Raw genomic sequence first — 17,649 nt, 5'->3', positions numbered from 1 at the left:
ACTCGAGATGGTGCGAGGCCTCGGGCGCGCAGCCGCTCGATCCCCCCGGCGGCAGGGCACCAATGTTCGCGATGGCGGTGCGCTTCATTCGATTCTGAGTTGCGCGATGAGGGCCTTCATGTGCTGCCAGTGCGAACCCTCCCAGAACACGCGCCGGCAGTGGTCGCAGGTGCTGAAATTGTGGTGTCGGCGGGCCACGTCGGGCGGTACGCGGTTGATCGCCTCGTCGCGGTCGAGCGGGCGCAGCGGCGCGTTGCAGTCGAGGCACAGGGTGAATGGGCGTGCGCTGTGCGCCAGATCGAGGCGCGTGAAAACTTCTTCGACTTGTTTCGACGGCTTTCTCGCGTGGATGTAGCAGCCGTGGGTGATGCTGCGGCGTTTGAGCAGATCGCGGTCTCGGGTGAGCACGATGCGATGGTCCCGCGCGGCCAGCCGTTCGATCTGGCGGTCTTCATAGGCGTTGTCGTACAGCGTGTCGAAGCCCGTCATGCGCAGCAGCCGGGCAAGACCGCCCATGTGCGCATCGGCGACGAAGCGGGTGTGCCGCAGCGGCGCGCTGCGCACACGCAACAGCGATGAGACGTCGAAGGCCTCGAAGACCGGATAGACCGCGACCCGATCGCCCTCGGCCAGCTGGCGGTCGAAGCCGACAGACTCGCCATTGATCAGCACCAGCTCAACCTCGGTGTGAGGCACACCGAGGGCTTCGATGACATGCTTGACCGAGGCGGTCTCCGGGCTGCTCGTGGCGAACTCCCGGTGCCGTCGGTCCGGCGCCAGGAAGTCGTTCAGTTCGGCATAGAAGCGGAAGCGGCTGGTGGTCATGCCGCTTGGAGTTTGTGAGCGGGCCCTGGGTTCGTGGTGGTGTGCGGTTTTGCGATCGCGATGCCGCGATCTGGCCGGCGGCACGCCGGATTCAAGTCATTGATGGGATGGGGGCATCCGGTCGGTCATTCAAGGTCGGTACTCGGATAGAGGGAGGATTTTGGCGCACGGTCGCGCTGCGACAGCCACGCATTCGCCAGCGTGCCGTCCGCCCGCTGGCCGAGCCGAGGTGCCAGACTCGCCCGCCGAACGGGCGATACACACCCGGCTCAGCCCGCCGCCATCACCGCCACCTGTCGGCCGATGGCCAGCGCCGCGGTGAGGCCGGGCGATTCGATGCCGAACAGATGGATGAGCCCGGGCGTGCCATGCTGGGTCGGGCCGTCGATGCGGAAATCGGCATCGGCCATGCCAGCGGCGACAATCTTGGGGCGCACGCCCGCGTAGCCGGGCTCCAGGCGGCCGTCCTCGAGTTGCGGCCACCAGGCACGGATGGCCTGGTAGAAGCGCTCGGCGCGGGCGGGGTCGACATGGTAGTCGGGGGTGTCTATCCACTCGACGTCGGGACCAAACTTGGCCTGACCTCCGAGGTCGAGCGTGAGGTGCACGCCGAGGCCGCCGGGCTCGGGCAAGGGGTAGATCAGCCGCGAGAAGGGGGCTTTGCCGGTGAGGGTGAAGTACACGCCGCGGGCAAACCAGGCTTGGGGCAGCGCGGCTTGGGCGGGGCCGGTGATGCGCTGGCCGAGGGCGACGGCGTCGAGCCCGGCGGCGTTGATGACCCAGTTTGCGCGCAGTTCCAGTTCCTGCTCGCCACCCACACGCAAGACCAACGTGCCATTGTCGGCGTAGCCATCGATGACCGGGCTGCCGAGGGCGAGCATGGCGCCGTGGGCTTCAGCGTCGCCGAGCAGCGAGAGCATGAGGCCGTGGCTGTCGATGATGCCGGTGGAAGGCGAGAGCAGCGCGGCGTGGGCGTCGAGGGCGGGTTCGAGTTCGGCGATTTGGGCGCGGTCGAGTCGTTGCAGGTCGTGCACGTCGTTGGCGGTGGCTTTGGCGCGGATCTGGTCGAGCGCGCCGGCGTGTTCGGCGCGGGGGGCAACGACAAGCTTGCCGCAGCGCGCGTGGCCGATGCCGCGCTCAGCGCAGTAGGCGTAGAGCAGATCGCGGCCTTCAACGCACAGACGGGCCTTGAGCGACCCGGTCGGGTAGTACAGGCCGGCGTGGATGACTTCGCTGTTGCGCGAGCTGATGCCGGTGCCGAAGGCGGATTCGCGCTCGAGCACGATGACCTCGCGGCCGGACTCAGCGAGCGCTTTCGCGCAGGCCAGCCCGACGACGCCGGCGCCGATGATGACGCAGTCGACAGTGTCCATGGTGTCTCGATAGGTTTGAGTTCGGGTAGGGCGGAAAAGCGTAGCGCCTTCCGCCATCGGTGCCACATGGAAGGGAAGACCGGCGGATGCGCCTGCGGCTGATCCGCCCTACGAAAGTATTGCGGTGTTCGCTTGCGCGGGTTTTACCAGATTGGTGTCGGGGATGGTAGGGCCGGCGAGGTGCCGGGGCTGTGGCGATTTCAGGCGGAGTTGTCGGGGGACTTTACAGTTGCGAGCGTTCTGTTAAGTGGTGACTTTTTAGTGGCTTGTTTTTATTGTGAAAAATAACTGCGGTACAACTTATGCTTGCTATCAACTGACGGTGTTTAAACCGTTTTTGGCATAGGAGACAAGTCATGTTCAAGACTACATTTCCCCGCCGAGCCTTGGTTGGTGTCTTGCTTGCACCGGGCCTTCTGATCGCTGGAAGCGCTCAGGCTGCAGTCGCTACTTGGGGCTACGACATTCTGTCGGGCTTCACTCAGTCGATCATCGGTCCCACAACGACCAATTACCCCGTTCCGGGAACGACATCCTTGTCGTGGGGGACGTCCACTGGCTCCGGCCAGAGTTCGTTGGTGATCAATAACCCAAGCATTATTGGAAGTTCGGTCGATACCTACATTGGCGGTGCCCCCCCGGCTGTGGCGCCGTATCTTGGTTTCAGTACGTCTCTGACTCACAATAACAACCCGATCACCGGGAATTCATTGACGTCGGCGACCTTGCGCAATGCCGTCACGCTGACGCCGACGGTACCGGCTGGTGCTGCGTTGCCGGATCAAGTGGTCAATTTTGATATTGCATTTGCTGAGACGCCTAACTCTGGCACCTGTGCGGTACTCGGTAGCCCAACGCCGTGTAACGATATTTTTGTGCTGACGAGTGGTCTGCTCAATCAATCATTCATGTATGACGCGGGCGACGGAGACGGTCTGCTGACGTATTTCGTGAATATTTTCCCGACCACGGGCGGGGTGTTGTCGACCCTGGATAACGGGGTTTGCGCTGCGGCAAGCCAACCTTTCGGTTGTATTGGTTTTACAACGGCCGAAAATGCGTCAACCACGCTGGCATTCGGGTTCACGATTTCGACAAACCCGCTGTCGGTGCCAGAGCCAGGCGTGCTTGCTCTGCTCGGCCTTGGATTGTTGGGCATGGGTTTGTCCAAGCGCGGGGCTTGAGTTAAATGCAAGTTTGACTCTCGTTACGAGAAGCCCGCATCTCAGACAAGCCCCCGATTCGTCGGGGGCTTTTTTATTGTCATAGGAATGTGTTCAGAACGTCACGCTGACGCCTTCGTCGGGCAGGTCTTTGGGTTCGTAGGCGACCTGGTCGACGATCTGTTCGCTGGGGTCGAGCACGGTGATGGTGTCGCGGTCGTTGTTGAGTTTGACGGCGCTGGTGAGTGCGATGCGCAGCGTCTCTCCGCGGGCGATTTGGCCGCTGATGGTCTGGCTGCCTTTGGCGTCGGCGACTTGCCAGCCGGTGAGGTCGACGTCTTGATTGCTGGCGTTGAGCAGGGTGACGGTTTCGTTGCCGTGTTCGGGGCGCTCGATGGGGTTGACCAGCGCGCAGATGATGCGCACGCCGCTGGGATGGCGCGGGCGGGAGGGCAGCACGCCGCCAACGGTGGCGGGGAGGATGTAGTCGTCGGGCACGATCACGACGTCTTCGGGGGCAAACATGAGGCGCAGCGTGGTGCCTTGGGCGCGGATCATGTCATGCAGGTTGCCGACTTCCATGGTGGGCAGCAGCAGGCGGTCGTCGCGGTTGCGAGTGTCCTGGCGCAGCCAGGCGTCGAAGGCGTCGAAGTTGGTGTGGCCGGCCTGGAAGTAGGGCGCGATGCGGCGAAACAGTTTGGGCCAGAGGATGCCGTTTTGCAGGGCGTCGACGCCATCCAGCGTGATGCCGGTGCTCATGGACGGCGCTTGCGCCCAGAAGCCGAGCCGGTTGTCGCGCGCGTGGCGCACGCTGCGGCGCAGGTGTTCGCGCAGCTCGGGCGGCAGGCCGAGGTAGAAGGCGCCGTAGGCGTGGCCCTGGTGCAGCATGAAGGCGTTGAGGCTGGTGTCGAGCATGTGCGGCTGCATGAAGATGCGCGAGCCGTCGATGGAGGGGTGCTCGCCGGTATACACAAAGGCCACGCTGCGGCCGTAGGTGTCGAGCCCCATCGACAGGATGTAGCCGCGCACCGGGTGGGTCTCGACGGTTTCGACCTTGTAGGGGTGGCTGTCGAAGTACTTGATGGCACCGAAGCCGATGCGCGTCATGAGCGCGTCACGCGCGGCGAGCGCCAGTGGCAGGTGCTGGTGGAACTCGGTGTCTTCGACGTCAAAGTGGGTTTCGAGCGCGTCGACGCCTTCGAAGCGGATGCTGGTGATGCCAGCCTGGTTGAAGCCGGGCATGCGGTTGGGGCGGGGCAGGCGCTCGACCAGCTGCGGGTTGTCGGGCTGAAACTTTATGGTGTCGCCATCGGGCTCGGGGCCGCTGAGCGGGATGTGCGGGTAGTGGATGTGAAAGCTGCCTTTGATGAGCGTGTAGGCCATGTGCGCAGGTTCCCTGGGGTTGATCGACGCGAAGAGGCGCCGTTCTTTCAGGGTAGTTGGCCTGCGTGCGAATGGCATTGTTGATATTGGCGCCGATGCCCCCACTTGGTGGATGCGCCGCGCATCGATGTTCGATCGGTGTTAGCGTTGTGCATTGCACCCATGTCGTAAACAGGAAGCACCATGCGTATCGATCCGAACCAACAACGCGTTTTTGAGGCCTTTGCACGCCGCAATGGCCGTCCGCTCAGCCCGTGGCAGAAGATTGTCGGCTCGGTGGCGGCGATCGGTCTGTTTGGGCTGGCGCTGGTGTTTTCGGTGGTGGTGTTTGCGGTGGTGCTCACCGTGGGCGCTGCGGTGTGGGGCTGGTTCTGGTGGAAGACGCGCAATTTGCGTAAGCAGATGCGCGAGACGCAGGCGCAGCAGCAGGCTCAGGAAGGTTTGGTGATCGAGGGTGAGGTGATCCGCGAGGTGAATGAACCCGGCGAGACCGACGACCGCCGTTAAGCGCGCGACTGCCTAAGCGCGTCAGGCGAAAATATTGACCTGTTCGCCCGAGGCCGGATTGGGCTCGATCTGCGACAAGGCCGTCTGCAACTGACGGCTGGCGCCATCGGCGCCGACGGTTGGCTCGTTCTGAGTCGCCAGTTCCCGTTGGGCTTGTTGAATCAGTTGGGCGGCAATGGCTGCGACCCGGTAGTCCTGCGATGACGGATCTGCCGGGGCCAGCGCTGCGCGCTGGATCTGTTGCGCCTTGGCGATGGTTTCGTCCGGTGTGCGGCCGGGGGACACATCAATGCCGACCTCGCCACCCACCGCGTACATCTGCCCGTCCGGGCCGCGTACGGTGGAGAAGCTGGCACCGCCTTGCGCGAGGCCGCCGGCGGCAGCCAAATGTGCTGCCTCGTGCGAACGGACTTTGCGATCGGTGCTGGCGAGCGCAGCGACTTCGGCGGCAATGGCAGCCGCTTCGTGGGAGTCTGTTTGCTTGGCGTCCGTTTTGCTGGCAGCAATGTTTGCGTTGTCGGTTTCTGCTTTGGGTTGTGCGGTGGTTGTCGACGCGGCGTCGCCTGCCGGCGCGCGTTGAAGCGCGGCAAAGTAGCTTGGCGAAGCGGCGGACACGGACATCATGAGATATCCCCTAAAACAGTCAACGCCCCCACTTTAGTGCTTTTCTCAAGCATGCAAAAGGGTTAGATGGGCTTTGTTGCAGGGGGTGTTTTCCTTGCATGGCAAGGGTTTAAGTGCCGTCAGGCGTGTCTTCGGTGGTGCTGGGCAGCTGGTGTTCGAACCAGCGGACGAGCGTCGGGATAATGCGTGCCAGCGCGGCTGGCGAACTGAGGCCGGTGTCGTCGATATCTTGCCAGGCGGTGTCGGCGTGAATCAGCTCGAAGGCCTTGCGCATCATGGCGCGGCTCGGGTCAGCATGGCTGACGGCGACGCATAGCGGCAGCGCCAGCGCGCCGAGTGGGCCGGCGCCGGCGAGGTCGATGCGGCCGCCGAGACAGAACAGCGCGCTCAATCGATCGGCCGAGCGACTGCCCGCGCGAATGGCGGCGCCACTGGCGGTGCCGCCTGCCACGAGGCCGCGCGCCAGGCCGTGCAGCGGGGGTTGGTGGTCGATCCAGGCGAGCGCGGCTTCGACGCGGTTGGCGAGCAGCGGCGTGTTGAAGCGCAGGTCGGGGTCGCGTTCGTCTTCGTGCGGGGTGGCCAGATCGAGCCCGAGCGTGGCGAAGCCGGCGCGGTTCAGCGCGTCGCTGATGGCGCGTTCGCGGGCCGTTTCTTCGTCATCGAGCGTGCTGCGGGCGATGATGACGAGGCCGCGAACATCCGGCGCATGCGCGAGCCGGGCGGCCAGCCAGACGGGACCGGCGGGCAGGCTGAGGGTGGAGTGACGGAGCGTGAGCGACATGGCGTGAGCATCGCACGGCTATTCGGCCGCTGTCGAGCCAATGGCGACCGGAATGCGCCGATTGCCGAAGGGGTGTTCGAAGGGCCCGAAGTGGCCGGGGAGGCGTTCGCCGCAGTGCTGGCACTGGCCGCGCACGTCGAGCCGGTAGTCGAGAATGTCGTAGCCGACGCGGACAATGACCGGGGCGTTGCAGCCGGGGCAGTAGGTGCTGGCGCCGTCGCGGTCGGCGATATTGCCGAGATACACATGGCGCAGGCCGGCGTCGCGCGCGCAGCGGCGCAGGCGGGTGAGCGTGGCGTGCGGCGTGCCGTGGCGGTCGGTGAGCTTGAAATCGGGGTGGAAGGCGGTCAGGTGCAGCGGCACGTCGTCGCCCAGCTCGCGGTGAATCCACTCGGCCATGGCGGTGATTTCGGCGTCGGAGTCGTTCTCGCCGGGGATGATCAAGGTGGTGATCTCGAACCACACCTGACTCTCGTGGCGCAGCCAGATCAGGGTGTCGAGCACGGGCGCCAGCTCGGCACCGCACAGCTTGCGGTAGAAGTCATTGGTGAAGGCCTTGAGGTCGACGTTGGCCGCGTCCATGTGCGCAAAAAAGTCTGCGCGCCCCTGGCCGTGGATGTAGCCGGCGGTGACGGCCACGGTCTTGAGCCCGCGCGCATGGCAGGCGATGGCGGTATCGATGGCGTACTCGGCGAAGATCACCGGGTCGTTATAGGTGAAGGCGATGCTCTTGCAGCCCCAGCGCTCGGCCGCGGCGGCGATGGCCTCGGGCGTGGCGGTGTCCATCAGGCGGTCCATGTCGCGCGACTTGCTGATGTCCCAGTTCTGGCAGAACTTGCAGGCCAGGTTGCAGCCGGCGGTGCCAAAGGACAGCACGCTGTTGCCGGGGTAGAAATGGTTGAGCGGCTTCTTTTCGATGGGGTCGATGCAAAAGCCGGAGCTGCGCCCCCAGGTGGTGAGCTCCATGTGGTCGCCGACCCGCTGGCGCACAAAACAGGCGGCGCGCTGGCCTTCGTGCAGGCGGCAGGTGCGCGGGCACAGGTCGCATTCGATGCGGCCGTCGTCCAGCGTGTGCCAGTAACGGGCGGGAACTCGGGATGCTGCGTCGTGCATGTTCGCCTCCTGTCGGTTTAGGCGTCGTCCTCCTGCCATTTCTGGACCGGATAGGTGGCGACCATCACTGCCGAACTCCAGTAGTCGGCGCTGAGGCCGGCTTTCTTTTTGAGTTCGGTGAGGAAGTCGCGCGGATCGGGCAGCTGCGCCCACACTTGCGGCAAAAATGTGGCCTGCTGGCAGCCGTTGAAGAAGATCACGCCGTCTTTGCCGGGCTGCAGTTGCGCCAGCACCTCGGCTTCGGATTTGGCGTCGAGAAATTCAGCGCGGCCGAGCAGCGAGACTTCGACGCGGATTTCGGGCCACTCGTCGGCCGTCATCGGCGTGAAGCGCGGGTCGTGCAGCGCGGCGGACAGCGCATTGGCGACCACGTCGTCGCCCAGCGCACGCTGCGGCTTGAGACTGCCGATGCAGCCGCGCAACTGGCCATTGCGGGTGAGGGTGACGAAGGTGGCGCCGCGCTCGGCCAGGTCCGGGTCGTCGGCGGGCGCGGGGCCGAGATCGAGTGCGTGCTCAATCGCCGCGCGGGCGCGGGCGAGGAGTCGGGTGCCGAGTTCGGATTCAGTGAGCGACATGGCGTTGGGCCGGGGTAAAGGCGATGCTGGTGTAGCCCACCACACGATTGCGGTCGCCGGCGGTGTCGCCGGAGTTGCGTAAATCGAGCACGGTGGGTGCGAGATGGTGGCGCTGGGCGGCGAGCAGCATGCCTTCGATGGGCAGCGCGCCGCAGGCCTGATCGAACGCGAGGCCGCCTTGCAGGCGCTCGATCTGCTCCACCGTCGAGCGGTCGCGCCAGCGCGCCTGGTGATAGGGCAGGTAGTGCGACAGGTCGGAGGAGATGACGATGAGCGTTTCGTCGTCGCCCCACAGGCGGTCGAGCAGATGGGCGACGCGCTCGGGTGTGGTGTCGCCGACGACGATGGGCACGACGGTGAAGTGGTCGAGCACGGTTTGCAGGAAGGGCAGCTGAACTTCGAGCGCGTGTTCGAGGGCATGCGGGGCGTCGTCGACGACCACGTCGGGCTCGTCCTGAATCGCCAGCCAGCCGGGCCGGTCGACCGCCACCTCGCCTAGCGGCGTGGCCAGCGATTGCGCGGCGGGCAGGGCGAAGCCTTGCACCGGCACCCGGTGGCAGGGGCCGAGCAAGATCACGCGCCGGTAGAAGGCCTGCGTGCTGCGCAGCCCGGCGTAGGCGGATGCCGCGATCGGGCCGGAATACACATAGCCGGCGTGCGGCACGATCAGCGCCTTGGGCCAGTGCACGGTTTCCAGCGGCATGGCGGCGTTCAGCATGTCGCCAATCATGATCTGCAGGGCGCGTGGGTCGGCAGGGTAAAACGCGCCGGCAACAGCGGCGGGTCGGATGGAGGCGTTGGCCATGTCAGTCTCCGGGAGACCGTAAGGTTGTTGTGGGTATTATAGGCCGAGCCCGATGCGCTTGAACGCGATGCGCCTGGCCGGAGGCTGGCCGTGAGGCTTTGCAGTCGTTAAGGTATGGCGGAACAAACCCAGTTGAGGATGGGCCGGGCTTTCGACATGACCGCACGACACCGACTACGCAACTTCTTTTTCAATCTTTGGAACGAGCAGCCGCTCTGGCATTTCCTCGTGCTCATCGTGTGTCTCACGGCGACCGTGGTGTTCGGGTTTGCCATGCTCTACCACGCGGCCGGCCCACTGGATCAACTGAGTTGGCGCAACCTGCCGGGGGTATCCGACAAGCCGTTTTTGCCTTGTGTTGAGCGGGCGTTTCTTGAGTTTGTGACCCTGTCGGGCGGTAACACTCAGTGCGTGGTGCCGGTGCCTTGGCTGGACAAGGCGATTGCTGCGGTGCAGATTTTGTGCGGCTTGTTTTTTTTTGCCGCCATTGTTGCCTTTGTGACGGCGGTGGTGCTGCGTCCCAAGTCGGTGTTTGAATTCAAGCCGTGTCTCAATCTGCATCGTGCTGAAGGTCGATACGATCTGATCTTCAGCGTCTACAACGCCTCGCCGGTGACGCTCAGCCAGCTGCATGTGCGCCTCATCGCGCGCGCGCGCATCGACGGCACCACGCTTCGCAACGTGGTGTTGCGCGACGAAGCGCCGCGCCAGCCGCTGGCCGAGCCATATATTCCGCTGCGCATTCGGGCGCCGCTGGATGATCTTGGCATTGCCATCAACGGCGTGGATGCGCAGGGCTTTGTGAGCGCGGCGAGCGTGCGGAGCGAGCGTGATCCGCAGCCGTTGCCGATTGAAGAGATCTATGCCGAAATCCGCGGTGTGATGCTGGGCATCGAGCAGCCGGTGCAGGGCGCCTTGCGGTACTGCCTGGCTGAAAAGGCGTTGTTTCATGGCCGCCACCGGTCGGTCGATTCCGACTACCCGTATGCGCGGCGCAAGGGTTTGTTCCGACGACTCACGCCGCCGGGCGACATCGTTCGGGCGTGTCACCTCAACGCGCCACCCTGGGCGACGCAGGCCGACAAAATCTATGTGTTCGGGTTTGGTTCCTTGGTCGACCCGGCGTCGTTCAGTCGCACCATTGGCCGGGATGCGTGGCTTCTGGAAGACTTTCCGCTGGCCACCTTGAAGGGCCACAAACGGGTATGGGGCGTGGCAATGGACAATCGCGTCAGCCTGCCCGGCTACAAGCACTATGTTCGCGCCGACATGCCCGACAGCGTGCCGGCGGTGTATGTCTGCTTTCTGGATGTGGCGCCGGACGCATCGCAGCAGGTCGTGGGGGTTCTTGTGGCGGTCAGCGAGGAGGAGTTCGCGCGGCTCAAGCAACGGGAGCGCAACTACGAGGCCGTCGATGTCACCGCCGCCATGGCGCATCCGCCACTCGATGGGCGGGTGTTCACCTTCAAGGGACTGGCCGAGGCCAAAGCGCGCTTCGACGCCGGGCGGGCTGCCGGCACGCTGGTGATCAACACGGCGTATCAAACACAGGTCGAATGCGCCTACCGGTCGCGGGGGAAAGCCGCGTTCGACAACTACCGGGCGGCCACCGAGATGCCCGACGGCGCCGCGTTGGTGGCATTGAAAGTGGTGCGTATTCCCGAGGTCGGCGCCAGCTGAGGCTGCCGCCCGGCGTTTGTTCTGATTACCCCGCGACACCACCCGCACCCCAGCCCACCCAGGCCAGGCCGCCGCCCAGCCCCAGACCCACTGCCAGCATGGCGGCCAGCACCCGTTTGGCCACGCTGGGCCCGCCCACGCTGATCGCGAGGGTGGTCTTGAAGGCCAGATTGGACAGCATGGCCAGACCGATGGCGGTGACGGTGGGGATGGATTCGAGGCGGTCCAGCGAAAACAGGCGCAGGCTCGACAAGGTGATGGCGTCCACATCGGTCAGCCCCGATACCAGCGCGACCAGATACAGCCCCGCGCTGCCGGCGACCTCGGACAACCACGCGGCGCCCAGCAGGACTGCGGCGTAGAGCGCGCCGAAGGTGAGCGCGGAGCGCAGTTCGGTCGGGTTCTTGGTGTCGGGCACCGGGCTGCCTTCGTGCGTCATCAAGGTTTTCCACTGCACGCCCAGCGCGACAAGGCCCAAGGCCAGACCGGGCGCCGCGATGCTGAGCACCTGCCACAGCAGGCCGGGCGCCAGCACGGCGCACACCACCGCCACGCGCGCCAGCATGACCAGATTGGCGATGACGATCACCAGCGCCGACACCGGCGCGAACTCAGGGCGCTTGCGTGCATCGCGGGCAAACACCAGCGTGGTGGCCGTGCTCGACACCAGACCGCCAAACAGGCCGACCAGTGGCGCGCCGTAGCGCCCGCCCACCAGTTGCAAGGCGGCGTAGCCGGCCAGGCTGACGCCCGAGATGAGCACCACCATCAACCAGACCTGGTAGGGGTTGAGCGCGTCGAAGGGGCCGAAATTCTGATTTGGCAGCACCGGCAGGATCACCAGCGAGATCACGCTGAACTGCAGAATCGAGTTCCAGTCGCGCGCGGTGAGTCGGGTGGCCCAGCCGCGCAAGGTGGTCTTGAAGTAGAGCAGGGCGGTGGTGCCGACCGCGATCATGATCGACAGTCGCACCTCGCCTTCCCACACCATGAAACCGAGCACATGACAGAGCAACAGTGCCGCCACCGAGGTGGTGCCGGCGTCCTGCGGGTCGGGGTTTTGCAGGTAGGCGGCGATGATCATGATGCCGATCAGCGCGAGGCTGATGAGGAAGGGCCACAGGCTGTCGAAGCGCTCGCCCAGCAGTCCGGCGAGTGCGCCGAGCAGCCCGACCAAGCCGAAGGTGCGCAGCCCGGCGCGCGGTGCCGATTGGCGTTCGCGCTCCAGCCCCAGCATGAGTCCGATGCCGAGGGCGACCAGGATGGCCTGGAGTTGTTGCGTATCGAGAGGCAGGTCAGGGGCCATTCGTTTGGACTGTGAGGTGGGCCTGAGCGCCCATTCTACGCCGCATTGCCGGTGGTTCAGAGTGTGCCGCGGCGGCCGCTCGCAGGTAGAATCGCGCCATGCAAAAAATTGCCCATCGCCATTTCGCCCTGGTGCCTGCCGCCGGCGGCGGCACCCGCATGGGGCGGGAAACCCCCAAGCAATACCTGAATCTGATGGGCGAACCGCTGCTGCGCCACACGCTGCGTGTGCTGTGTGCGGTACCGCAGATCGAGCGCGTGTATGTGGTGCTGTCGGTCGGCGACCAGACCTGGAACGGCTTCGACTGGTCCGACCTGGGCGACAAGCTCAAGCCGATTTACGTGGGTGGCCCCTCGCGTGCCGACAGCGTGCTCAACGGCCTGCGTGCCATCCGGCCGGATGTGCGCGATGGCGACTGGGTGCTGGTGCACGACGCCGCGCGTCCGTGCCTGGCGCCCTGGCATGTGGATGCGCTGATCGATACGCTGGACGACGATGAAGTCGGCGGCTTGCTGGCGGTGCCGGTGGCCGATACGCTCAAGCGCGCCGACCCGCAAGGCCGCGCCGTGGCCACCGTGCCGCGTGACAGCCTGTGGCAGGCGCAAACGCCGCAGATGTTTCGCTACATGATGCTGCGCCGCGCGCTCGAATCGGCGCGCGACGTCACCGACGAAGCCAGCGCCATTGAGGCGGCCGGCCTGCGCCCGCGTCTGGTGCGCGGCGATCCGACCAATCTGAAAGTCACGTATCCGCTCGACCTGCATCTGGCCGAGTGGATTCTGAAAAACCGGGAGAGTTGAGATGACGGTGCCTTTTCGCATCGGCCAGGGCTTTGATGTGCATGCGCTGGTCGCTGGCCGGCCGTTGATCATCGGCGGCGTGACGATTCCCTTCGCCAGCGGCTTGCTTGGCCATTCGGATGCCGACGTGTTGTTGCATGCGATCACCGATGCGCTGCTCGGCGCGGCGGGGCTGGGCGACATCGGCCGGCATTTTCCCGACACCGATCCGGCGCATGCCGGCGCCGATAGCCGTGTGCTGCTGCGCGAAGCGATGGCGGCGGTGCGGTCGGCCGGTTACACGGTGGGCAACGTCGACGCCACGGTGATCGCCCGCGCGCCCAGGCTGCTGCCGCATGTGCCGGCCATGGTCGCCAACATCGCCGCCGATCTGGGCGTGGCGGCCGATTGCATCAACATCAAGGGCAAGACCACCGAGAAGCTCGGTTTCACCGGCCGCGGTGAAGGCATTGCCGCGCAGGCGGTGGCGCTGCTGTTCCGGGCGGATGCCGGCTGACGCACCGCGCCCGGGCGACGATGCGCCGGTCGCGGCGCCGACCACCCGTGTGTTTTTCGCCCTCTGGCCGAGCCCGGCCATCGCAAATCGGCTGCATCAACTCGCGCGCAAGGCGGCTGCAACCGACGCGCGCCTCATGCGCGTCGACACCCTGCATCTGACGCTCGCCTTCATCGGCGATGTGGCGCTTGATTGCCTCCCAGCGATTGAAGCCATCGGCGACCGCTTGGTCTGGCCGCGTTGCACACTCCATCTCGATCAGCTTGGCCATTGGCCACACAACCAGATCCTGTGGGCGGGCAGCCAGTCGCCGCCGGACGCATTGGCGAATTTGGCCGGCGAACTGTCCTCGGGTTTGCAGACCATCGGAATTACGCTGGCGGCACGCCCGTTTGTTCCGCATGTCACGTTGGCCCGTCGATGCCGGCAGGCAAGCGCGACAGTGATCGAACCCGTTGAATGGGCGGTCGAAGGCGGTGTGCTGGCGGTCTCGCACCGGGACGCCAGCGGCGCGCGTTATGAGATTCGCCGGCGCTGGACGGCGGCGTGAGGACAGGAGGCAGCATGAAGACCATCGGCTTGCTCGGCGGCATGAGTTGGGAATCCACCGTGAGCTATTACCAGGCCATCAACCGTGGCGTGAATGCCGCGCTCGGCGGGCTGCACTCGGCCAGGGTGATGCTCGCCAGCGTGGACTTCGCCCCCATCGAAGCCGCCCAGCATCGCGGCGACTGGGATGCCACGGCGCAAATGCTGGTTGAGTCGGCGCGGTCGGTTGAAGCCGGCGGGGCGGACTTTCTGCTGATCTGCACCAACACCATGCACAAGCTCGCGCCGCAGATCGAAGCGGCGCTGTCGATTCCGTTGCTGCATATCGCCGATGCCACCGCCGAGGTCTTGCAGGCCGACGGCGTGCATCGCGTCGGCCTGCTCGGCACGCGTTTTACGATGGAGCAGGATTTCTACGTCGGCCGTCTGCGCGAGCGTTTCGGCATGGACGTGGTGGTGCCGGAGGCGTCAGATCGCGACGTCGTGCATGCGGTAATCTATGACGAGTTGTGCCGTGGCGTGGTCTCGGACGTCTCACGTGCGCGCTATGTCGAGATCATCGCCGGTTTGCAGGCACAGGGCGCCCAGGCGGTGATTCTGGGTTGCACCGAGATTGCGCTGCTGGTGCAGGCCGAACACACGGCTGTGCCGCTATACGACACCACGGCCATTCATGCGGCGGCAGCCGTCAGGCACGCGCTGAGCTGAGGCCTATTTGCGGATCAGCCGCAGATCGGTGACGAAGTCCTGCGGTGCGCCGATCTCGATCTTGGCAAAGTCGGGGTGCAGCGGATTGATCAGGTAATTGGTCTCGGCCGGAATCACCGCGCTCGGCACCGCCAGCACCGCGCTGCTGCCGCGTCGCACCCAATCGCTGCCGAGGCTTTGCAGGTGCGCACGATTGGCTGGGGCATTCCATTGGTCCGGCAAGTCGGCGAGGGCGATGGTCTCGATCTTGAAGCGCTTCGGCAGCGTGGCCGGGATCATCACGTAGCGTGCCCGCAGCGGTTCGTCCTGTACCAGGATTTCGAGCATCGCCAGTGACTGGCTGGCGGCGGTATAGACCATCGGCACGCCCTTGCGATTCCAGCGCCCGCCATACAAACGCGCGCCTTCGCCGCTGAAGGCGGTGTCGGCGAAGCGGGCAGTGACGAGGCGCCAGAGGGGGGTCATGGTTTGCCGCCTTGGCGGCGGGGGGCTGATGCTTCGACGGTTCGTTGGCCGGGTCTCGCCCCGGCGGGCGACCTACTTTCTTGCTTGTGCAAGAAAGCTAGGCAAAGAAGCATACCCCGCTGTCGTGGCCCTTCGGGCTTCCCTCCCTCCGCAAGGGCGTGGCGGGCAGCTTCGCAAACTCGCCCTGCGGGCTCAAACAGCGAAGCCGCTTGTTCCGCCCCGTACTCGCTGCGCTCGGCACGACAGAGGGGAACGGGGTGCCTGCCTGCAACAGCGGAGGGCATTCTCGCAGGGCGGATAGGCCGCAGGCGCATCCGCCGTTCGAGCCTAACGGATACGCCATGCGGCGGATGCGCTTCGCTTATCCGCCCTACGAGGTGCCCATCAAGCGGGCGAGGGCGAAGTTTTGTAGGGTGGGTGGCTTGCCGCCCACCAACGTGGTGTAGTGGTCAAGTATTAACGGACACCGTGATAGGTTGCTTTTCAGCCATTTGTCGCTCGTAGTTGGTGGGCGACAAATAGCCCAGTTTCGAATGAAGACGCACGTTGTTGTAGAAACCAACGATGTAGTCGCCAACGTCGCGTATTGCTTCGGCCTGGTTGGCGTAGTCTCGCTGCCAGACGCGCTCCATCTTCAGATTCAGAAAGAAGCGCTCCATCACCGCGTTGTCCCAGCAATTGCCCCTACGGCTCATGCTCGGGCATAAGCGGTGGCGCGCCAGCAAGGCGCGGTGGGCGTTGCTGGCATACTGACTGCCGCGATCGGAGTGCACGATCAGCCCCGGAGCCGGTTGGCGCTGGGCGATCGCCATGTGCAGGGCGGAACAAGCGAGCTCGGCGGGCATGTTCGGCGCCATGGCCCAGCCGACAATCTTGCGTGAGAACAGGTCCATCACTGCGGCCAAATACAGCCAACCACTGCGTGTGCGAATGTAGGTGATGTCCGAGACCCAGGCGGTGTTGGCTGTGGGTGGATCGAATTGTCGATTCAACAGATTGTCGGCTGTGGGCAGGGTGTGACGGCTGTCTGTGGTGTGGATAAACTTGCGCCTCCAAACCGGTCGTAAGCCATGACGCCGCATGAGTGTTCGGACTCGGTGGCGCCCCACGTTGATGCCTCGGGCACGAAGCCCGGCCCGCAGGCGCCGGCTGGCGTAGCTACGTCCGGATGCATTAAAAGTGGCCTGAAGCTCAACACTAAACGGGCAAAGCTTCGGCGCACTGGCCACACGACGGCGTGCGCTGTAATAGCCCGATCGGCTCACGTCCAACAACCGGCACAGTGATGTCACGCTTGTCGAGGCCTTCTTCTGCAACTGATCTACGCACTGATAAATCACTTCAGTTCCCGTGCGAAGAAGGCCGACGCTTTTTTTAGCAGCTCGTTGTCCTGCTTGAGCTGCCGGTTCTCAGCCTCGAGCTGACGAATGCGCTGCTGCTCGGCCGTCAGCGGTTTGCCGATCCCCCTGCGACCCAACTGCTCGGCTGCGTACTGTGCAAGCCAACGCCGCACCGCAGTCTCCCCCAAATCCATATCGCGGCAGACCTGTCCGACGCTCAGTCCCTGGTCTTTGATCATCTGCACAACTTGAAGTTTGAAGTGCGTATCGAACGTCCTGCGTTTCTGAACCATCTATTCCTCCTCAACAGGTGAATGATCCACCTATCAAGGTGTCCGCGGAAATTGGACCACTACATGGCTTACGACCGGTGTTGAATGGTGGGCAGTGAAGCTGACCACCTTACGGAGCCACCGTAGCCGTTCAGTCGGGCACAGCTGACCCGCCCGCTGCCGCGCCAACCGGAGGAGGGGGCGGGCGGAAATAGGGGCTGCGCGTGTTTGGCTTCGTCGGGTGGGCAACGCGTTGCCCACCATCGTTTGTCCCGAGATAGACCACTTGGTGGGCAGCGAGCTGACCACCCTACGGGGTGGCGCGATCGCGGGTTGAAGTATTGAAAACGGGATCGCGTCTGTTGCCGAGCGGGTCACGAAATGTATCCGCTCAGGCGAACACACCATGCTCGATCCGCCCCAGCGTATCCATCACGCTCTGCGTGCCGATGTCGGTGTCGATCAGCGACAGCGGGGTGTCGCCACCGAGGGCAGCGTTGTCGGATTTGAGCCAGTCGAGGGCGGCGCCGAGGTCTTCGAAGACTTCTTCGGCGCGCTCGACCACACGGGCCAGGCGCACGACCTTGGCGGACTCTTCGCTGCTGAGCGTGCCTTCCTTTTTACGCCGCGCCAGCGTGCGCTCGGGGATGGCGAGGGCGGCCGCCAGTTCGCTCTGGGTGAGGCGCAGCGTTTTGGACAGCGCGTCGATGGCGGTGGAGGAGATGCCGTGGCGGATCAGGCCGACCCAGTCCAGCGGTGTGCGCGGCTGGCTGTGCAGGACTTTACGCCCGCCCAGCAGGCGGTCGACCGAGAGCGGTTCGGGTGCGATTGCAGCAGCGGTGCTCATACGGACTCCTTGTGTGCCATGTGGCAGTTATTCTATG

At 64.8% G+C, this 17,649-nt stretch carries 18 protein-coding genes and 1 pseudogene; 7 read left to right on the top strand and 12 right to left on the bottom strand.

Features of this window, described 5'->3' with window-relative positions:
- Window positions 1-84: 84 nt before the first annotated feature.
- Window positions 85-825 carry a Mut7-C RNAse domain-containing protein gene (locus FHP89_RS01465; RefSeq protein WP_144176706.1) on the bottom strand — a complete coding sequence of 247 codons (741 nt, stop codon included), beginning with the start codon at window positions 823-825 and terminating at the stop codon, window positions 85-87.
- Between the two features lie 269 nt (window positions 826-1,094).
- Window positions 1,095-2,279 (bottom strand): annotated as a pseudogene (locus tag FHP89_RS01460) (NAD(P)/FAD-dependent oxidoreductase); the annotation flags it as partial.
- Window positions 2,280-2,554: 275 nt separating this feature from the next.
- Between FHP89_RS01460 and FHP89_RS01455 the strand changes: the two are divergent.
- Window positions 2,555-3,382 carry a THxN family PEP-CTERM protein gene (locus tag FHP89_RS01455; protein WP_144176702.1) on the top strand — a complete coding sequence of 276 codons (828 nt, stop codon included), beginning with the start codon at window positions 2,555-2,557 and terminating at the stop codon, window positions 3,380-3,382.
- A 93-nt stretch (window positions 3,383-3,475) separates the two neighbouring features.
- Here FHP89_RS01455 and FHP89_RS01450 read toward each other — a convergent pair whose 3' ends face one another.
- The gene (locus tag FHP89_RS01450; protein WP_186300277.1) at window positions 3,476-4,744 is read right to left on the bottom strand and encodes a lamin tail domain-containing protein; all 1,269 of its coding nucleotides are present in this window, start codon (window positions 4,742-4,744) and stop codon (window positions 3,476-3,478) included.
- A 183-nt stretch (window positions 4,745-4,927) separates the two neighbouring features.
- Here FHP89_RS01450 and FHP89_RS01445 point away from each other — a divergent pair, with 183 nt between their 5' ends.
- On the top strand, window positions 4,928-5,251 hold the full coding sequence (locus FHP89_RS01445; RefSeq protein WP_144176698.1) for a hypothetical protein: 324 nt from the start codon (window positions 4,928-4,930) through the stop codon (window positions 5,249-5,251).
- A gap of 21 nt (window positions 5,252-5,272) precedes the next feature.
- Here the strand turns inward: FHP89_RS01445 and FHP89_RS01440 are convergent, their stop codons facing one another.
- The 5 genes from FHP89_RS01440 to amrB all read right to left on the bottom strand — a co-directional run bounded on the left by FHP89_RS01440 (window position 5,273) and on the right by amrB (window position 9,149).
- The gene (locus FHP89_RS01440) at window positions 5,273-5,875 is read right to left on the bottom strand and encodes a putative metalloprotease CJM1_0395 family protein (RefSeq protein WP_222105291.1); all 603 of its coding nucleotides are present in this window, start codon (window positions 5,873-5,875) and stop codon (window positions 5,273-5,275) included.
- A 109-nt stretch (window positions 5,876-5,984) separates the two neighbouring features.
- Window positions 5,985-6,656 (bottom strand): alpha/beta hydrolase, encoded by a 672-nt coding sequence (locus tag FHP89_RS01435; RefSeq protein WP_144176696.1) that lies wholly within the window; start codon window positions 6,654-6,656, stop codon window positions 5,985-5,987.
- Between the two features lie 18 nt (window positions 6,657-6,674).
- A complete protein-coding gene (gene amrS, locus FHP89_RS01430; RefSeq protein ID WP_144176694.1) occupies window positions 6,675-7,769 on the bottom strand; it encodes an AmmeMemoRadiSam system radical SAM enzyme in 1,095 nt (364 codons plus the stop codon).
- Between the two features lie 17 nt (window positions 7,770-7,786).
- On the bottom strand, window positions 7,787-8,344 hold the full coding sequence (gene amrA, locus FHP89_RS01425; RefSeq protein WP_144176692.1) for an AmmeMemoRadiSam system protein A: 558 nt from the start codon (window positions 8,342-8,344) through the stop codon (window positions 7,787-7,789).
- Window positions 8,331-9,149, bottom strand: coding sequence for an AmmeMemoRadiSam system protein B (amrB, locus tag FHP89_RS01420; protein ID WP_144176690.1), 819 nt, complete (start codon window positions 9,147-9,149; stop codon window positions 8,331-8,333). The genes amrA and amrB overlap by 14 nt, the downstream gene beginning before the upstream one ends.
- 156 nt (window positions 9,150-9,305) lie before the next feature.
- On the opposite strand from amrB, the gene FHP89_RS01415 reads away from it, so the two are divergent.
- The gene (locus FHP89_RS01415; RefSeq protein ID WP_144176688.1) at window positions 9,306-10,829 is read left to right on the top strand and encodes a hypothetical protein; all 1,524 of its coding nucleotides are present in this window, start codon (window positions 9,306-9,308) and stop codon (window positions 10,827-10,829) included.
- Between the two features lie 25 nt (window positions 10,830-10,854).
- Here the strand turns inward: FHP89_RS01415 and FHP89_RS01410 are convergent, their stop codons facing one another.
- A complete protein-coding gene (locus FHP89_RS01410) occupies window positions 10,855-12,135 on the bottom strand; it encodes an MgtC/SapB family protein (protein ID WP_144176686.1) in 1,281 nt (426 codons plus the stop codon).
- A 98-nt stretch (window positions 12,136-12,233) separates the two neighbouring features.
- Here FHP89_RS01410 and ispD point away from each other — a divergent pair, with 98 nt between their 5' ends.
- From ispD to FHP89_RS01390, 4 genes are read left to right on the top strand one after another with little or no spacing between them, the layout of a single operon-like run.
- Window positions 12,234-12,935 (top strand): 2-C-methyl-D-erythritol 4-phosphate cytidylyltransferase, encoded by a 702-nt coding sequence (gene ispD / locus FHP89_RS01405; RefSeq protein WP_144176683.1) that lies wholly within the window; start codon window positions 12,234-12,236, stop codon window positions 12,933-12,935.
- A gap of 1 nt (window position 12,936) precedes the next feature.
- Window positions 12,937-13,431: a 2-C-methyl-D-erythritol 2,4-cyclodiphosphate synthase gene (gene ispF, locus FHP89_RS01400; RefSeq protein WP_144176681.1), complete on the top strand. Its 495-nt coding sequence runs from the start codon at window positions 12,937-12,939 to the stop codon at window positions 13,429-13,431.
- On the top strand, window positions 13,421-13,981 hold the full coding sequence (gene thpR, locus FHP89_RS01395) for an RNA 2',3'-cyclic phosphodiesterase (protein WP_144176679.1): 561 nt from the start codon (window positions 13,421-13,423) through the stop codon (window positions 13,979-13,981). Before ispF ends, thpR begins: the two co-directional genes overlap by 11 nt.
- Window positions 13,982-13,995: 14 nt before the next feature.
- Window positions 13,996-14,688: an aspartate/glutamate racemase family protein gene (locus tag FHP89_RS01390; RefSeq protein ID WP_144176676.1), complete on the top strand. Its 693-nt coding sequence runs from the start codon at window positions 13,996-13,998 to the stop codon at window positions 14,686-14,688.
- 3 nt (window positions 14,689-14,691) lie between these two features.
- Here the strand turns inward: FHP89_RS01390 and FHP89_RS01385 are convergent, their stop codons facing one another.
- The 3 genes from FHP89_RS01385 to parS form a co-directional block, all read right to left on the bottom strand.
- Window positions 14,692-15,153 (bottom strand): RES family NAD+ phosphorylase, encoded by a 462-nt coding sequence (locus FHP89_RS01385; protein ID WP_144176674.1) that lies wholly within the window; start codon window positions 15,151-15,153, stop codon window positions 14,692-14,694.
- Window positions 15,154-15,602: 449 nt separating this feature from the next.
- A protein-coding gene (locus FHP89_RS01380; RefSeq protein ID WP_222105289.1) for an IS3 family transposase occupies window positions 15,603-16,786 on the bottom strand; the annotation gives its coding sequence in 2 pieces (ribosomal slippage) (window positions 15,603-16,519 and window positions 16,519-16,786; 1,185 coding nt in all).
- 370 nt (window positions 16,787-17,156) lie between these two features.
- The gene (parS, locus tag FHP89_RS01375; RefSeq protein ID WP_144176668.1) at window positions 17,157-17,612 is read right to left on the bottom strand and encodes a type II RES/Xre toxin-antitoxin system antitoxin; all 456 of its coding nucleotides are present in this window, start codon (window positions 17,610-17,612) and stop codon (window positions 17,157-17,159) included.
- Window positions 17,613-17,649: the final 37 nt, after the last annotated feature.

Source organism: Denitromonas ohlonensis (genome assembly GCF_007625205.1).
GTDB classification, from domain to species: domain Bacteria; phylum Pseudomonadota; class Gammaproteobacteria; order Burkholderiales; family Rhodocyclaceae; genus Nitrogeniibacter; species Nitrogeniibacter ohlonensis.
Note: the sequence above shows the minus strand (reverse complement) of the source record. Positions and strands in the feature narration are given on the sequence as shown.

What these genes read in the sequence shown, in the direction of transcription:
- FHP89_RS01465 (WP_144176706.1), bottom strand. Translation starts at nt 825, where the DNA reads ATGACCACCAGCCGCTTCCGCTTCTATGCCGAACTGAACGACTTCCTG.
- FHP89_RS01455 (WP_144176702.1), top strand. Translation starts at nt 2,555, where the DNA reads ATGTTCAAGACTACATTTCCCCGCCGAGCCTTGGTTGGTGTCTTGCTT.
- FHP89_RS01450 (WP_186300277.1), bottom strand. Translation starts at nt 4,744, where the DNA reads ATGGCCTACACGCTCATCAAAGGCAGCTTTCACATCCACTACCCGCAC.
- FHP89_RS01445 (WP_144176698.1), top strand. Translation starts at nt 4,928, where the DNA reads ATGCGTATCGATCCGAACCAACAACGCGTTTTTGAGGCCTTTGCACGC.
- FHP89_RS01440 (WP_222105291.1), bottom strand. Translation starts at nt 5,875, where the DNA reads ATGATGTCCGTGTCCGCCGCTTCGCCAAGCTACTTTGCCGCGCTTCAA.
- FHP89_RS01435 (WP_144176696.1), bottom strand. Translation starts at nt 6,656, where the DNA reads ATGTCGCTCACGCTCCGTCACTCCACCCTCAGCCTGCCCGCCGGTCCC.
- amrS (WP_144176694.1), bottom strand. Translation starts at nt 7,769, where the DNA reads ATGCACGACGCAGCATCCCGAGTTCCCGCCCGTTACTGGCACACGCTG.
- amrA (WP_144176692.1), bottom strand. Translation starts at nt 8,344, where the DNA reads ATGTCGCTCACTGAATCCGAACTCGGCACCCGACTCCTCGCCCGCGCC.
- amrB (WP_144176690.1), bottom strand. Translation starts at nt 9,149, where the DNA reads ATGGCCAACGCCTCCATCCGACCCGCCGCTGTTGCCGGCGCGTTTTAC.
- FHP89_RS01415 (WP_144176688.1), top strand. Translation starts at nt 9,306, where the DNA reads ATGACCGCACGACACCGACTACGCAACTTCTTTTTCAATCTTTGGAAC.
- FHP89_RS01410 (WP_144176686.1), bottom strand. Translation starts at nt 12,135, where the DNA reads ATGGCCCCTGACCTGCCTCTCGATACGCAACAACTCCAGGCCATCCTG.
- ispD (WP_144176683.1), top strand. Translation starts at nt 12,234, where the DNA reads ATGCAAAAAATTGCCCATCGCCATTTCGCCCTGGTGCCTGCCGCCGGC.
- ispF (WP_144176681.1), top strand. Translation starts at nt 12,937, where the DNA reads ATGACGGTGCCTTTTCGCATCGGCCAGGGCTTTGATGTGCATGCGCTG.
- thpR (WP_144176679.1), top strand. Translation starts at nt 13,421, where the DNA reads ATGCCGGCTGACGCACCGCGCCCGGGCGACGATGCGCCGGTCGCGGCG.
- FHP89_RS01390 (WP_144176676.1), top strand. Translation starts at nt 13,996, where the DNA reads ATGAAGACCATCGGCTTGCTCGGCGGCATGAGTTGGGAATCCACCGTG.
- FHP89_RS01385 (WP_144176674.1), bottom strand. Translation starts at nt 15,153, where the DNA reads ATGACCCCCCTCTGGCGCCTCGTCACTGCCCGCTTCGCCGACACCGCC.
- parS (WP_144176668.1), bottom strand. Translation starts at nt 17,612, where the DNA reads ATGAGCACCGCTGCTGCAATCGCACCCGAACCGCTCTCGGTCGACCGC.